The sequence below is a fragment of the Pedobacter albus genome, assembly GCF_036324255.1.
Lineage (GTDB): Bacteria > Bacteroidota > Bacteroidia > Sphingobacteriales > Sphingobacteriaceae > Pedobacter > Pedobacter albus.
In genome coordinates this window covers 979,614-994,169 of the sequence record NZ_JAZDQT010000001.1, presented here as the reverse complement: position 1 = coordinate 994,169, position 14,556 = coordinate 979,614, and the positions used below count along the sequence as shown (strand labels likewise).

General features: G+C 43.0%; 9 protein-coding genes. 2 read left to right on the top strand and 7 right to left on the bottom strand.

Annotated features, from left to right (window positions below):
- Positions 1-1,156 precede the first annotated feature (1,156 nt).
- A complete protein-coding gene (locus VRU48_RS04240; protein ID WP_330106677.1) occupies positions 1,157-3,313 on the top strand; it encodes an FUSC family protein in 2,157 nt (718 codons plus the stop codon).
- Positions 3,314-3,381: 68 nt separating this feature from the next.
- Positions 3,382-3,792, top strand: a complete 411-nt coding sequence (locus VRU48_RS04235; protein WP_330106676.1) for an organic hydroperoxide resistance protein — start codon at positions 3,382-3,384, stop codon at positions 3,790-3,792.
- 61 nt (positions 3,793-3,853) lie between these two features.
- Here the strand turns inward: VRU48_RS04235 and VRU48_RS04230 are convergent, their stop codons facing one another.
- The 7 genes from VRU48_RS04230 to VRU48_RS04200 form a co-directional block, all read right to left on the bottom strand.
- Positions 3,854-5,443: a SusD/RagB family nutrient-binding outer membrane lipoprotein gene (locus VRU48_RS04230; RefSeq protein ID WP_330106675.1), complete on the bottom strand. Its 1,590-nt coding sequence runs from the start codon at positions 5,441-5,443 to the stop codon at positions 3,854-3,856.
- Between the two features lie 19 nt (positions 5,444-5,462).
- The gene (locus VRU48_RS04225) at positions 5,463-8,738 is read right to left on the bottom strand and encodes a SusC/RagA family TonB-linked outer membrane protein (RefSeq protein WP_330106674.1); all 3,276 of its coding nucleotides are present in this window, start codon (positions 8,736-8,738) and stop codon (positions 5,463-5,465) included.
- A 185-nt stretch (positions 8,739-8,923) separates the two neighbouring features.
- Positions 8,924-9,985, bottom strand: coding sequence for a FecR family protein (locus VRU48_RS04220; protein ID WP_330106673.1), 1,062 nt, complete (start codon positions 9,983-9,985; stop codon positions 8,924-8,926).
- 96 nt (positions 9,986-10,081) lie between these two features.
- Positions 10,082-10,636, bottom strand: a complete 555-nt coding sequence (locus VRU48_RS04215; RefSeq protein WP_330106672.1) for an RNA polymerase sigma factor — start codon at positions 10,634-10,636, stop codon at positions 10,082-10,084.
- A 939-nt stretch (positions 10,637-11,575) separates the two neighbouring features.
- Complete coding sequence (gene bioB / locus VRU48_RS04210; protein WP_330106671.1) at positions 11,576-12,577, bottom strand: biotin synthase BioB; 1,002 nt, start codon at positions 12,575-12,577, stop codon at positions 11,576-11,578.
- A gap of 13 nt (positions 12,578-12,590) precedes the next feature.
- Complete coding sequence (gene mgtE / locus VRU48_RS04205) at positions 12,591-13,940, bottom strand: magnesium transporter (RefSeq protein ID WP_330106670.1); 1,350 nt, start codon at positions 13,938-13,940, stop codon at positions 12,591-12,593.
- Between the two features lie 246 nt (positions 13,941-14,186).
- On the bottom strand, positions 14,187-14,462 hold the full coding sequence (locus tag VRU48_RS04200; RefSeq protein ID WP_330106669.1) for a hypothetical protein: 276 nt from the start codon (positions 14,460-14,462) through the stop codon (positions 14,187-14,189).
- Positions 14,463-14,556: the final 94 nt, after the last annotated feature.

Here is a 14,556-nt window from a genome sequence, read left to right as displayed (position 1 = left end):
GTAAATTTAAGCTTTATTGAGGTAAAATCTAAGCAAGGAAAACATAAATTTTATCATCAGTGGGTTTGTAGCTTGTTGCATGGACGTAGTTGAATAGCTTGAACTGGCGTCATTTAGCTAGTCCTTTTGTCTTGAAACAAAAGCGACCAAAAATTCAAGTCTGTATAGCTTCGTTGTGTTAGCCGTGCTGATCTTAAATTGCGCAATCTGGAAGACGCGGTATTAGTGTGCAAGACGTGTGTTTGTGCGTTTTGCTTATGCCATCTTGCTTGCATAGTGCAAAATGAGCGTCATTGATAAAGATCAACCCGCTACCACTGCCGAATCTATAAAGGCCATCTGCAACTAGCAACGCGATGCTTGGTTGTATAAAAAGCAAAACGGAGACCTGCCTCTTTCGATTTAGATCTCCGTTTTAACCTTAAAACTAACCGTAGTTAGCGGTAAGGCATCAATACCATACTTGACCTTGTTCGTTACCGTTTGCTTTCTTGCGAAACCAATCGTCCGTTTTCAAATTTTTGTCAGCTTGCTTTACTCCGTAAAATGCCACAACCTGCAATAATGTTTGATACGAGCTGTTCAAATAAATATGGGTCATGTGACCTAAGTTTTCTCTAAATCCATCTGTTCTTTCAAATGATCTGATTTGCGAGTTGCTTTATTCTTTATAAAAATGCCGTCGTTAGACTTTATTTGTTATAAACCGACTTTAGCCTTTCGACGTTCTGTCAGATTTGATTTTGCTTTTTGAATGCTCCCAAAAATTTTAGCCTTTCGACTTCATTTCTGTTTTGGATTATCCTATCAAACTGTCAAAGTACTTCGTGATTGATATTATCTAAGTTAGTAGCAGAAGCAATGCTTGTCAAGAAAAAACGATTTATTTTCTTAACAAGTTATAAACCTTTATAAATGAATTTGTTAACATGATTTTTGCTCAAAAAACTGCATTTTATTGCTCCATTTGCTTTATTGTTGTAAATCAGCGTGTTGTTATTAACAATCTGATTTACTGGGTTCTTCACAAAATCTTTTTAAAAACGTATTTTTTTGAATCGGAATTCTGCTTATTTTTAGTCGAAGCGCACTAACTGTTGGAATTTTATATGTTAAAATGACCTAGCCTTTAGGGCCAAATCTGTAAATTTGTATCATGCTCCAGCAACCCGTTAGAAACATACAGGATTTTTTACTCAGTACCTATTTCGCCGACGGTTTGCGTATCACTTTTGGCGTGCTCTGCCCTTCTCTCGTTTTGGCGCAGTTTGGCATGCTGCAATATGGCATGACCCTGTCGCTGGGGGCTTTATGTATTAGCGTAGTAGATTCTCCCGGCCCCATCGTGCATCGCCGCAATGCCATGCTCGTTACCACGGCACTCTTGTTTGTGATTTCTATTGTGGTGGGCCTAACCAATAAGAGCGTTTATTTTACGGGTACTTTGTTGGTGATTTGCAGCTTTATTTTTTCCATGTTCTTTTTGTACGGCGCCAGGGCTGCTTCTGTAGGCACTTCGGTTCTGCTGATCATGGTATTGAGCATAGACGATGTGAGGCCTTGGCAACAGGTTATTTTTTATGCCATGTTGGTTTTTGCCGGAAGTATTTGGTATACCTTGCTCAGCTATTTCATGTACCGCATACGCCCCTATCGATTGGTACAGCAAACTTTGAGCGATTCGATATTGGAAGTGGCTGAATTTTTAAGGGCAAAGGCCAAATTCTACCATGAAAATACCAACTACGAGAAAAACTATGCCGAATTGCTCCAGTTACAGGTTGATGTGCACGAAAAACAGGAAGAGGTTCGCGAGGTACTTTTTAAAACCCGCGAATTTGTAAGGGAATCGACGCCGGAAGGCAGGTTTCTCCTCTTGGTTTTTGTAGATATGGTCGATTTGTTTGAACAGGTCATGTCTACCTACTACAATTACAAGCAATTGCACGAACAGTTCGATTCGGCCGGCATTTTGCCGAGGTACGAAAGGGTAATCAATAAAATCGCGGTTTCGTTAGACGAGATTGCCTTTGCGCTTAAAAGTGGCGGAACGCCTTCCCTCGCCCATCGTTTGGTAGAAGACGTGGCTAAGCTGAAGGCAGAAATTACCGAAATGGAAAGCAATAGCGAGCAGAAGTACAATACTTTGGGCTTGATTGCCTTGAAAAATATCGAGGTCAACATCGAGAATATTGTGGGCCGCGTTAAGACCATCAACAGCTATTTTAACAAAAGCGAGAAGAAAAAACTAACCAAGCGCGAAATAGACGTAGAAAAATTTGTAACGCGCCAAAGTTTTGATGCCAAGCTCCTGCTGGATAACCTGACTTTCAGTTCATCAACCTTTAGGCACTCGTTGCGCGTGGCCATTGTGATGCTGATTGGATTTGTGGTGGCCAAAAGCCTCGATTTTGCCCATAGTTATTGGATTTTGTTGACCATATTGGTGATTTCGAAGCCTGGCTTTAGCTTAACCAAAGAAAGAAACTATCAACGTTTGATCGGAACGGTAGTTGGTGCCTTTATCGGGATGGGTATTTTGGTGTATATCCACGATAAGAATACGCTTTTTGTGATCTTGCTGATCTGTATGATCGGGTCCTACAGCTTTCAGCGTAAAAACTATGTGGTGAGCGTGCTGTTTATGACCCCTTATATCCTCGTGCTCTTCGATTTCTTGGGCATGGGTAGCTTATCCATCGCCAGGGAAAGGATTTATGATACGCTGATTGGTTCCGGAATTGCACTTTTGGCCAGCTACTCTTTATTCCCCAACTGGGAACACGAGAAGCTCAAGGAAGCCATGATTGAAATTATAGCGGCCAACACCAAGTATTTTGAGCAGGTTACGCTTCTCTATTTTGAGGAAAGCCCTAACCTTACCAATTATAAATTGGCCCGAAAAGGGATTTATGTAAGTTCGTCAAACTTGTCGTCATTGTTTCAGCGCATGTTTTCAGAGCCTAAGAGCAAGCAATTGTACATTCAGGAACTGCATCAGTTTACCGTGCTGAACCATTTATTGTCATCCTATACCGCTACCTTATCGTTATACAAAAAGGAACATGCTTTTGTACACCTCAATTTTGAGGAGCTAAGACCCATGATAGATAATACGGTTTACCTGCTTAACCATTCGGCCACCAATCTCAAAAGCCATAAGGAAGAGCCAAGCAACGTACCGCTGATCAGGCGCAAGCACGAAGAAGGCCTGACCCGTGAAAATCAAACGATGATTATCGAAGAACAGTTTGATTTGATTCAAAAGGTAGCCTACGATATTTTTAAGTTGAGCGAAAAGATCAAAATCTAAGTCGTAAACATTCATTTTCAAACAAGTTCATGTCCATTTTGTTAATTAAGGGATTAACACGAAACGATATGGAAAAATTATATACGGCATCTGTTACAGCTATTGGCGGTAGAGATGGACACATCAAATCAAGTGATGGCATTTTAGATTTTGATTTAAGGAAGCCCAAAGAGTTGGGTGGCCAAGGTGGCGCCAGCAATCCCGAACAACTTTTTGCAGCGGCGTGGGGCGCTTGTTACTTGGGCGCTTTAGGCAGTGTGGCCGCACATGATGGCATTGATGTAAGCGAAGCCCATATCAACGTACATGTTTCGTTTAACAAAGACGGCAATGCTTTTGTACTCTCTGCCGATTTGGATGTCCATGTGCCAAACATTAGTCATGAGGAAGCACAACAATTGGCCGAGAAGGCCCATCGGGCATGCCCCTATTCAAAAGCCACCCGTGGCAATATTGAAACGAGGGTTACCGCAGTATAAAACAAAAAAAGGCCGGAGCACATTGCAACCGGCCTTTTTAATTAGGGATGAAGAGCTATAGTTATTTGTCCCACCAAACTTTTCCTACCAGCTTATCGCCACCCGGCACAGCTGCAGAAGCGGTGCGGTAATTAGCCGCATTAGATACGCCTTCTGATAACGGATAAGGAAAACGGCGTGGAATAGAGCCACCGGTATTGGTATTGGGGTAAACGATTGGTACGAGGGCTGGAAAACCGGTTCTGCGCCAGTTAGACCAGGTTTCGTAAAAATCGAGCATGGTAATGGTGTGCGCCCAATATTGCGTGGCAATCATTTCGAGACCGTTGGCGGCCACGTAAGGATGTGCTGCCAAATAAGTAGCCGCATCGCCAGCGCTTACGTTCATGGCCGCATCGTACTGCGATAAGAAAGTGATGGCAGCGGTTACGCCAGCATTGTAATGTGTGGCTGCCGGACCATTAATACCATAACGTTGCGCCGCTTCGGCCCACATCAGTTCGGTTTCGGCATACGTTAAAATAAAAGTATTGCCATCTTCCTTAATCATGCCTGGATGTGGTGAAGAATAGTCGACAAAGGCCGTAAACGAAGGATCTTGACGTACATCTCTCCCGGCAATGCCACTCAGGTCTTTGCCATTTGGCATTCCCTTTTGGTTGGCTGGTGTGGCATCGTAGGCCGGATTTTGGCCTTTAATGCTTTTGTCGCCATCGGTTAGATACAATTTGGTTACGGCTACTTTGCCCAAACGTGGGTCGGCATTGCTTTTGAGGTAATTGATAAAGGTATTGCTCCATCTTACATAAAAGTTTTCCTGACCGCCATCACCCAACAGCACTTGGCTATTTCTGTTTTTGGTTACGCGACCGCCAGAGGCATCGTGATGCACAAAGGCATTGTCGTCGTTGCTGGTCATGGTTTTGCCAATGGCCTTGTTGATGTAGGTTTGGGCCATCGTGGCATCGGCTTTGCTCAATCGCATTGCCATGCGCAACATCAGGCTGTAGCCAAAACGTTTCCATTTGTTGATGTCGCCGCCATAAATCAAGTCGCCACTTACGGCGCCACCGCCTGTAGTCAGTGCCGAGCTGGCTTCGTCTAATTCCTTTAACAGATCGGCGTAAATGGCCTGTTGGCTATCGTATTTTGGATAAAGGTTGCCGGTATAATAGCCTCGGCCTGCATCAAAATAAGGAACATCGCCATACAAATCGGTGAGTCTTTCGAAAATTAGCGCTTTCCAAATCCTGCCCACTTGGTAAACATTGTTGTATTGAGGCTTTGTTTTGGTCGATTCAACTAAATCTACAATGTATTTAACCTGATCTGGATAAGCTTTTTCCCAATAGGCCGCGGTATAGCCTTCGTTGAGCATGTATTTGTCGCCAGCCCAATAGCTGATGACCGATGAAAAACCCTGCATCATGGTTGAGGCATAGATGAGGTTGCCCCTCCAGGTTTCGTAGGCAAAATCGGTGCTTCCGGTATAGGTTAATTGGGCGGTAGATAACAGGTAGTTAGGGTCGTATTTATCTTGTCCAACCGAAACAGGGTCGGTATTGATTTCTTGAAAGTCTTTGGTACAGCTTGCGGTTAAGGCTAATCCAAACACTGAAAGTACTAGATATGATTTTCTGATCGTTTTCATTTTCAATTTTTTTAAAGGATTATAACTTAACACTTAAATTTAGGCCATAGGTGCGCACCGGCGGTACACCGCCCAATTCCAAGCCTGGAAAAGTGGCGTTATAGCTCGATTCGGGGTCGATGTTGTCTGTTCTCTTCATCAAGATAAACAGGTTACGCCCTACAAAACTTAGGTTTAAGCCCTTAATTTTATTATTGAACATTTTGGCTGGAAAGCTATAGCCGATCATCAGCTGCCTGAACTTGATGAAGCTGGCATCCTGTACAAACTGTTTGGAAACATTGTTGGCATAGGTGCTGTAATAAGTAGCCGCATTTACGCCCAAAGCATCCCTGTTTTCGAGCGTAGCCTGATGCAAGCCAAAAACATAGCCATAGTAATCGGTAGCAGAAAATATTTTACCGCCCCATTTGCCATCTATTAAAAACGAAAGGTTAAATCTTTTATACGCAAACTCGTTGTTCCAGCCTGCGGTGTATTTGTTAAAGGCCGAGCCGTAGGCTTTGAGGTCGCCCCTTTCTGGTGCGCCGTTTACATCTTTAACAATATTGCCACTGGCATCGTACTTAAAGTCGTAGGCCATTACCTGGGCAGCCGCTTTGCCAGCCAAATTTTGCAAGAAGCCTACACCGGTTCTTGAAGTGGCAATGGGTTGCGATACAGTTCCAGGAGCCAAGGTAAGTACCTTGTTGTCGTTATACGAACCGTTTAAGGTAGAGGTCCAACTGAAATCCTGGTTCTTTAAAACCACGCCCGACACCAAGGCTTCAATACCCCTGTTCCTTAATTCGCCAGAGTTTAGCACCGCCCCATTGTAACCTGTAACGGTTGATGTGGTGACGTTGATGATTTCGTCTTTCGATTTTTTGTTGTACCAGGTTACGTCGACGTTCAAGCGGTCGTTCAAGAAACGCATTTCAGTACCTATTTCCAGCTCGTTGGCCTTAGAGGCTTTCAGACTTGAATTCGGAATGTACGGATTTACAATATTGCCAATCGGTTTGCCGTTGATGGTTTCACTGCGCAAATTGTAATAAAGCTGGGTTTGGAAAGGGTCTGTGGCCTGACCAACAATGGCATAGCCAGCCCTTATTTTACCAAAGCTTAAAAACGATGGTTTCCAAAGCTCGGTAAATACAAACGAACCGCTCACCGATGGATAGAATACGCTCAGCTTGTTGTCTTTGCCCGGTGTAGCCAAAGTAGAGAACCAGTCGCTACGGCCACTTCCGGTTAAATACAAGATGTCTTTGTAAGCCAATTCGAGCGTTCCATAAACCGACTGTACTTCTTGGTCACTTTGCGTATAGTTGAGGGCCTTGGTTTTAGTATTGGTGAGTTTGTAAACGCCAAATATGGCAAATTCTCCCCCCTGATTGGTGGTTTGCGTAATTTTGGTACGCCTAAAGCTGGCACCTACGTTTGGCGTAATCGAGAAATCGTTTACCTTAAAGCTTTTGCCAATCAAGGCATCGGCATTGACATCGGCAAACTTGGTTTGTTGCTCGGTCATGCCTCCCAAAGGGTTATAGGCCGTACCCGAAGGCGTAACCGCGGTATATTGGTCGTTATAGGCATCGCGACCTACCCTGCCTTGTAAAAACAATCCGTTGTCGAAAGTATACCTGGCATTAAAAGAGCTTAGTAAACGTTCTCTTTTGGTATTATGGATAAACTCGTAGGCGGCAAACCAAGGGTTGGTTGCATAATTGTTGCTGGTATTGTAAGACAGCTCGTTGCCATCTGGCTTTTTGCCGGGCTTTAAGTTGTTGATATCAACGCTTGTAGGTAAAAAAGTAGCGTTGTAATTGGCATTGCCCGCTCCGTCAGAAACCATTGGCCTGTTTTTGGCCTGCTCTAAAATATAGTTGAAGCGTGCATCGATTGTTAGGTTTTTAATGGCATCAACCGTTCCGGCCAAGTTAAAACTCTGTCTGTTTAAGCCAGAATTAGGTACTACCGAATTGTTGTTGAGGTTACTGGCCGAAATGCGCATTACTCCTCCTGTAAATGATTTGTTGAAAGCCAAAGTATTGGTAAAACTGCCACCCGTGCGGTAAAAATTGCTCACATTGTCTTTTTGGGCAGTGTAAGGTCTGCTTACCCCATCAAATTGGATTACGTTGCTGCCATCGAGCCTGGCACCCCAGCTCGAACCGCCAGTGGTACCGGCATCTAATTGTGTAGATGGTTTTACCCCGTTGGCGCCTTGTCCGTAAACATATTGCCAATTGGTACGATCCATTACCTGCTCGGCTACGTAATTGCTGTTAAACTCGATGTTATTGCCCTTGCCACTTTTGGTAGTGATTAAAATAACACCTGCTTTGGCTCTGTAGCCATATAATGCCGAGGCGGCCGCTCCTTTCAATACCGAAATGCTTTCGATGTCGTCGGGGTTTAAATTACCAATCGCATCGCCCAAATCGGGAGAATTATCATATTGGGTGCCATTGTTGCCCGAAGGATTGAGGTTGTTGATCCCAACCGGTTTGTTTTCCATCGGTACGCCGTTAATTACATATAAAGGCTGACTGGTTTGGTTTAAGCTGGAAACACCCCTGATGGTTACGCTGGTAGCCGAGCCTGCGCCACCGGTACTAGAGCTGATATCTAAACCAGCTACTTTACCCACCAAGGAGTTGGCCACATTATTTTCTCGGGCTTGGGTCAAGGTTTCGCCACCGATTTGGGTAACCGAATAACCCAGGGCCCTGCGTTCTCTTTTAATACCCAATGCAGTTACCACTACTTCGGCTAATTGCTTGGTGTCTTCTGCCAACACGATATCAACATGGGTTTGTGTGCCCACCACAATTTCTTTGGATTGGAAGCCAGCATACGAAACAACCAAAGTAGCATTTTCGGGAATATTCAACGCGAATTTGCCGTTCACATCGGTAGAAACGCCGGTGGTGGTTCCTTTTACCCTTACCGATGCTCCTGGCAACGCGCCGCCATTGGCATCTTTTACGGTTCCGGTTATGGGGATGTCTTTGTTTCGGCTAATGATGACCAAGCCACCTGCCGAGATAGAATACTTTAAATTCGTTTTGCCTAAAACCGTGGCCAACACATCGGCTACCGGCGTATTGGTTACGGTAATGCTGATCATCCTGTTCACAGGCACATACGACGAGCTATACACGAAATGGTAGTTGCTCTGCTGTTCGATGATCTGTAATACCCTGGCCAACTTCGTTTTCTTTACATCAAGCGTTATTTTCTCCTGCGAGAAAACCGATGCAGAAACATTAAGGCAAGTAATGAAAACCACTATACAGGTTAATTTCATTAGCATAATGAATTTAAGGAGCGCTTTGTAGCGAGAACGCTCTTGCGGTAAGTAATAAATAATCATATTTTTGTTTTTTTTGGTTGCATAAGTTTTTGGCAGCGATCTGTTTCCGCATAAACTGCCATCGATTTAATCAAAAAGAATTCTTAAGGGCGGTGCGCCAACACCGTCCTTTTTTTATTCTATTTGGAAATGATTACCTGGTTTCCCTTGATTTCATATTTGAAATATTCTACTTTTTGTAAGGCCTCTAAGGCTTGGTTTAATGTTTCGTGACTAAATGTTGCCGTAAAGCGGTATTTTTCTACCTCAGGGCTCTTAAACTTGATTTCTATATTGTACCATTTTTCGAGTACGGCTTTGATTTGGTCAAAATCCTGATCGTAAATTTCGATGCGGTTTTGGGTCCAGGCGGTTTCTACAATAGTGCTATCCTTGATCAACGTATAATGATTGATGGTAATTTCGGGATGCGACGCCATCGGTTTCAGCACTTTTGTTTTTTCTTTTGCAGGAAGGGTTCTGTAAACGGTAACTTTTTGACTTGGTTTTAAAGTAATAATCCCACCCTGACCATTTAAAGCTTCCATGGTAATGAGGCCACGGATGAGGGTAGCTTCAGAACTGATTTCGTCGGGATAGGCTTTGACGTTGAAGGCTGTACCCAGCACGTTGATATTGAAATCGGTGGTATATACCTTAAAAGGCTTGTTCTTATTATGGACCACATCAAAATATGCTTCGCCTTTTAATATCACCTCGCGGTATTTTTGGTTAAACTCGGCACCGATAGACAAAGAGCTTTTGGCATTAAGTAATACGGTAGAACCATCGGGCAAGGTAATCTTTTTACGTTCGCCGCTGCAGGTGGTAAAAACCCTGGCTGTTGCGGTTTGTTGGTTGAGGGAACTTGCGCTTGGTTTGAGGTAGAAATAGGTGCCACCAGCAATCAGCACAACAGCAGCGGCTACTTTTAGCCAAAGCAGTTTTCTGAGCTTAACGGGTTTGATTTCCTGGTTGATTTGAGTTTCCAAAGCCTCTACCTGTTGGTTCAAAGGGCGTTTGTTGCCACTCAGAATAACATAAAGCCTCTTGGCTTCGGCAATGGTTTGCGCTTGGGCTGGATGGGCTTTCGTGTATTTTTCCCAATATTCGATGCAAAGCTTGTCTGTTCCCGCACAATATTGCTGAAAGGTGCTGTCTACAAGGAAATCCTCTGCATTGAATTGACTTCTATCGATCATTGTTATCGTCGTTTATATAACAGTGCCGAGAAGCGGTGTTTTTTCCTAAGAAAAATTTAACTTTTTTTTAACATTGGAGCTACACAAATCTTTTCTCTACGCTTTTAGCTCCTTTCGCAGGATCTTAAGCGCATCGTAAATGGTGTTGTAGGCTGTTTTGACGGTTTGATTGCTTTGGGCAGCAATGTCTTCGTAGCTCAAGCCATCGAAAAATTTGAGATGGATCAGTTGCTTTTGTCTGAAGGTAAGTTTGGCCAAGGCGTTTTTTAATTGATGTTTGATGAGTTCGTCCGTCTGCACTTTGACGATAAACTCTTCATAGCTCATTTCCATCCAATCGCCATCTTCGCCGGCATTGAACAGGGCATCGTTAATTTTGCGCTTGCGCTCCATGATGCGCAGCAATTTGCGTTTTAGAAAAGTACGCAGATAGGCTTCTACATTGTCAACACGGTTTAGGGTATCATGTTTTTCCCAAATGGTGGTAAAAACCATATCGGTAGCCTCGCCTGCCATATCTGCATCGGCACATACACGAATGCCGAAATTAACCAATGGATAATACAGTGCTTTGTACAAATCAAAAAACGCATCCTTATCGCCAGAACGTAACCGTTCCCACAGCAGGTGATGCGCTAATTTATTGTCCATTGGGTTGATTTAGTTAACACAATATTAACTAAAATCGGCAAGATTAGTAACATAAAAATTGCTTAGGGCTAAGTGCTTCTATGTCAGTATTTTTTTAACAATAAGAAACAGCGGTGGTTGAACCATTAAGGAAAACAAGAGAGAGCTTTAGCCAAAAGCCCAAAGGTTAAAATAGTTTGATTTAACTATTAGTGAAATCAAAAACCCGCCCTGTCTTAATGCACCTAAATGCCTTAATGTTAAAAGCATTGGTTGAACCATTAAGGAATTAAGGAAAATAAGGGAGCTTTAACCAAAAGCCCAAAGTTAAAACAGTTTGATTTAACCGTTAGCGAAACCAAGAACCCATCCTGTCTTAATGCAACTAAATGCCTAAATGTTAGAAGCATTGGTTGAACCATTAAGGAATTAAGGAAAATAAGGGAGAACTTTAGCCAAAAGCCCAAAGTTAAAACAGTTTGATTTAACAGTTAGCGAAACCAAGAACCCGTCCTGCCTTAATGGAACTAAATGCCTAAATGTTAAAAAGCGTTGGTTGAACCATTAAGGAATTAAGGAAAATAAGGGAGAGTTTTAGCCTAAAGTTAAAACAGTTTGGTTTAGCCGTTAGCGAAACCAAGAACCCGTCCTGTCTTAATGCAACTAAATGCCTTAATGTTAAAAGCATTGGTTGGAACCATTAAGGAATTAAGGAAAACAAGAGAGAGCTTTAGCCTAAAGCCCAAAGTTAAAACAGTTTGGTTTAACCGTTAGCGAAACCAAGAACCCGTCCAGTCTTAATGCACCTAAATGCCTTAATGTTAGAAGCATAGGTTGAACCATTAAGGAATTAAGGAAAATAAGAGCTTAATTATTTTGACCGAGCCAATGTTTAACCCCTATTCATTAAAAAAGCCAGTGAATAAACTGGCTTTTTGTTGTCGATTAAAAAGTTAGGAATTAAGCAAATACTTCTTTTTTCTGCGTATTGTCTGGTCGGCCGTTTTTAAAGGCTTCGCGGGTTTTTAATCCCAACAATTCGAACATGGCCATATCTTCGTTAAAATCCGGATTTGGCGTAGTTAATAATTTATCGCCGGCAAAAATTGAATTGGCACCAGCCATAAAGCAAAAAGCCTGTTCTAAAACACTCATCTCGTTTCTTCCTGCCGAAAGACGTACGACCGATTTTGGCATCACAATGCGCGCGGTGGCAATCATCCTTACCATATCCCAGATTGGTACACGTGGCTGATCTTCCAATGGTGTTCCTTTTACGGGTACCAAAGCGTTAACCGGCACCGATTCTGGATGTTTTTCCATATTGGCCAAAGTCTGCAACATGGCAATACGGTCTTCAGTAGTTTCGCCCAAACCAATAATACCGCCACTACATACCGTTAATTTGGCTTTGCGTACGTTTTTAATGGTGTTTAAGCGATCATCGTAAGTCCTGGTAGAGATAATGCGTTTATAGTCTTCTTCCGAGGTGTCTAAGTTATGGTTGTAGGCATATAAACCTGCATCCGCTAAGCGCTGCGCCTGGTTTTCGGTGAGCATGCCCAAGGTACAGCAAACCTCCATATCCATATCGTTTACGGCTTTTACCATTTCTATTACACGGTCGAAATCGCGGTTGTCCCTTACTTCGCGCCAAGCTGCCCCCATACATAAGCGTGAGGCACCTCCTTCTTTGGCCTTAACTGCGGCCGTTACCACATCGGTCAGTTTCATCAAGGCATGTACATCCACGCCTGTGTTGTATCTGGCCGCCTGTGGACAATAAGAGCAGTCTTCTGCACAGCCTCCGGTTTTAATGGAAATCAGCGAACTGATCTGCACTTCCGAGTAGTCTTTATTCTGACGGTGAACGCTTGCCGCTTCGAAAACCAGGTCTAAAAAAGGTTTATTATAAATCTCAGCTATTTCTTCTTTCGTCCAATCGTGTCTTAATCCTTGCATATATCGATAATATTTAGAGTAATAATTTGCTTGCTAATCCTAATAAAAGTAAAAATCCGAAAACATCGGTAAAAGTCGTAATAATTATTGAAGAGGCAATGGCTGGATCGATGCCAATGCGTTTTAAAATTAAGGGAATGCCCGAACCGGTGATGCCGGCAATGATCATATTTCCCGTCATGGCCAAGAAAATAACGACGCCTAGCATCAGGCTATGGTCGAAGAAATAGGCAAAAACCAATACAATCAATCCGTTAACCGCCCCATTGATCAAACCAACGGTAAATTCTTTTAAAACAGCGCGATAAGCCTGATTATCGGTCAAGTCGTACAGGGAAATACGCCTTACGGTTACCGCAAGCGCCTGTGTAGCAGCATTGCCACCCATACCGGCAATAATGGTCATGTAGGCCGACAAAAGCGGAATGAGATCGATGGTCGGATCAAAATGCCTGATTACTGCCGATGCCAAAAAGGCCGTACCCAAGTTGATGATGAGCCAAGGCAAACGCGATTTTACGGCTTCAATCCAGTTACCGCTCAGTTCCTCGTCTTCAGATACACCCGAAATCTTCAAGATGTCTTCGGTATTTTCGTCTTCCAAAACATCGATTACGTCATCGAAGGTTACGCGACCTAAAAGCTTCATGTGGTCGTCTACTACCGGAATGCTGGTCAGGTTGTATTGTGAAATCAGCCTGGCTACCTCCTCCTGATCGGTTTCAGCCTTCACGTAAACAGCATCGGCATTCACCATTTCGGTAATCTTGGCATTGCCTTTGGCTTTGATGATGTCTTTGAGGGAAACCACGCCTTTAAAGGTATTTTCGTCGTCAACCACGTTTACGGTATAGAACTCCTCCATTTCTTCGCTTTGGCGGATAATTTCGTCAATAGCGTCTTTTTTGGTGAGGTTGAGGTTGATGCGGATAACCTGGGTGTTCATTAAACCGCCCGCGGTTTCTTCGTCGTAGCTCAATAAGGTCCTGATGCTCGAAGCATCATGCTCGCTTAAGTCTTCGAGGATTTCCTTTTGCTCGTGCTCTTCGAGTTGCGAAATGATGTCGGTAGCATCGTCGTAATCGAGCTCCTCTACAATTTCGATCCTTTTTTCGGGATGCAACTGCAGCAAAAGTTCTTCGGGATGCGACTCTTCGTGCATTTCTGCAATAACCTCCGAAGCGGTTTCAACATCGAGCAAATTGATGATCCTTTGGCGGTCTTCTTTGCTGATGCTTTCAAATAGAATGGCAATTTCAGACGCGTGGTATTCTTCAAGCGTAGCCTTAAGTAGTTCGTTATCACCACCTATTGCCTGCTTGAGCTTGGAAACGTCGGTTTTGTCCAATTCAAATGATTGCATACTAGGGTTTAAAGATAGGCAATAATTTGTTTTCGCAAAGCGGACAAGGCGCATTTAGAATGCTTTTAAAAGCATATTTGATATTGCAGGTGCAATAGAGAAAGCGCTTGCATTTCTTTTGTTGCAATGTTGTTTTGTAATCGGAAAACATAAACAACAATGTGATGCAGTTATTATAGATTTTCAGTTCTATTTTATATATAATAAAAGGGATTAAGATATTCCTAATCCCTTTTACAGTTTGTTTTAAGGTGTTGTTGGTGCGCCAGGAAAGCTGCCACAAGGTTTTTCTACCATTTCTCCAATGCACATGTAAATCGGATAACTACCAGTTCCTTTGCATCCTCCGTTTGTAGGAGTCCAGTTTCCACCTACAGGTGCTCCATTTGCATCAAGCTGGTTCATGTTTCCCGTACATTCAAATGCTACAAGATCGCCATCGCAAGTTAAGCATACGGCTTCTCTCCTGCCACCCATTACTTTTTTCATCTCAGCTTTGCTGAGTAGGTTCGTTTTTTTCATAGATTTTAAATATTTGGTTGATGTAAAATACACTTTTACATGGAGATAAAAAACAAAATCAACTATTAATTTCGTTTTACCGTTTTTAAATGAC

What these genes read in the sequence shown, in the direction of transcription:
- VRU48_RS04240 (WP_330106677.1), top strand. Translation starts at nt 1,157, where the DNA reads ATGCTCCAGCAACCCGTTAGAAACATACAGGATTTTTTACTCAGTACC.
- VRU48_RS04225 (WP_330106674.1), bottom strand. Translation starts at nt 8,738, where the DNA reads ATGAAATTAACCTGTATAGTGGTTTTCATTACTTGCCTTAATGTTTCT.
- VRU48_RS04215 (WP_330106672.1), bottom strand. Translation starts at nt 10,636, where the DNA reads ATGGACAATAAATTAGCGCATCACCTGCTGTGGGAACGGTTACGTTCT.
- mgtE (WP_330106670.1), bottom strand. Translation starts at nt 13,940, where the DNA reads ATGCAATCATTTGAATTGGACAAAACCGACGTTTCCAAGCTCAAGCAG.
- VRU48_RS04200 (WP_330106669.1), bottom strand. Translation starts at nt 14,462, where the DNA reads ATGAAAAAAACGAACCTACTCAGCAAAGCTGAGATGAAAAAAGTAATG.
- bioB (WP_330106671.1), bottom strand. Translation starts at nt 12,577, where the DNA reads ATGCAAGGATTAAGACACGATTGGACGAAAGAAGAAATAGCTGAGATT.
- VRU48_RS04235 (WP_330106676.1), top strand. Translation starts at nt 3,382, where the DNA reads ATGGAAAAATTATATACGGCATCTGTTACAGCTATTGGCGGTAGAGAT.
- VRU48_RS04220 (WP_330106673.1), bottom strand. Translation starts at nt 9,985, where the DNA reads ATGATCGATAGAAGTCAATTCAATGCAGAGGATTTCCTTGTAGACAGC.
- VRU48_RS04230 (WP_330106675.1), bottom strand. Translation starts at nt 5,443, where the DNA reads ATGAAAACGATCAGAAAATCATATCTAGTACTTTCAGTGTTTGGATTA.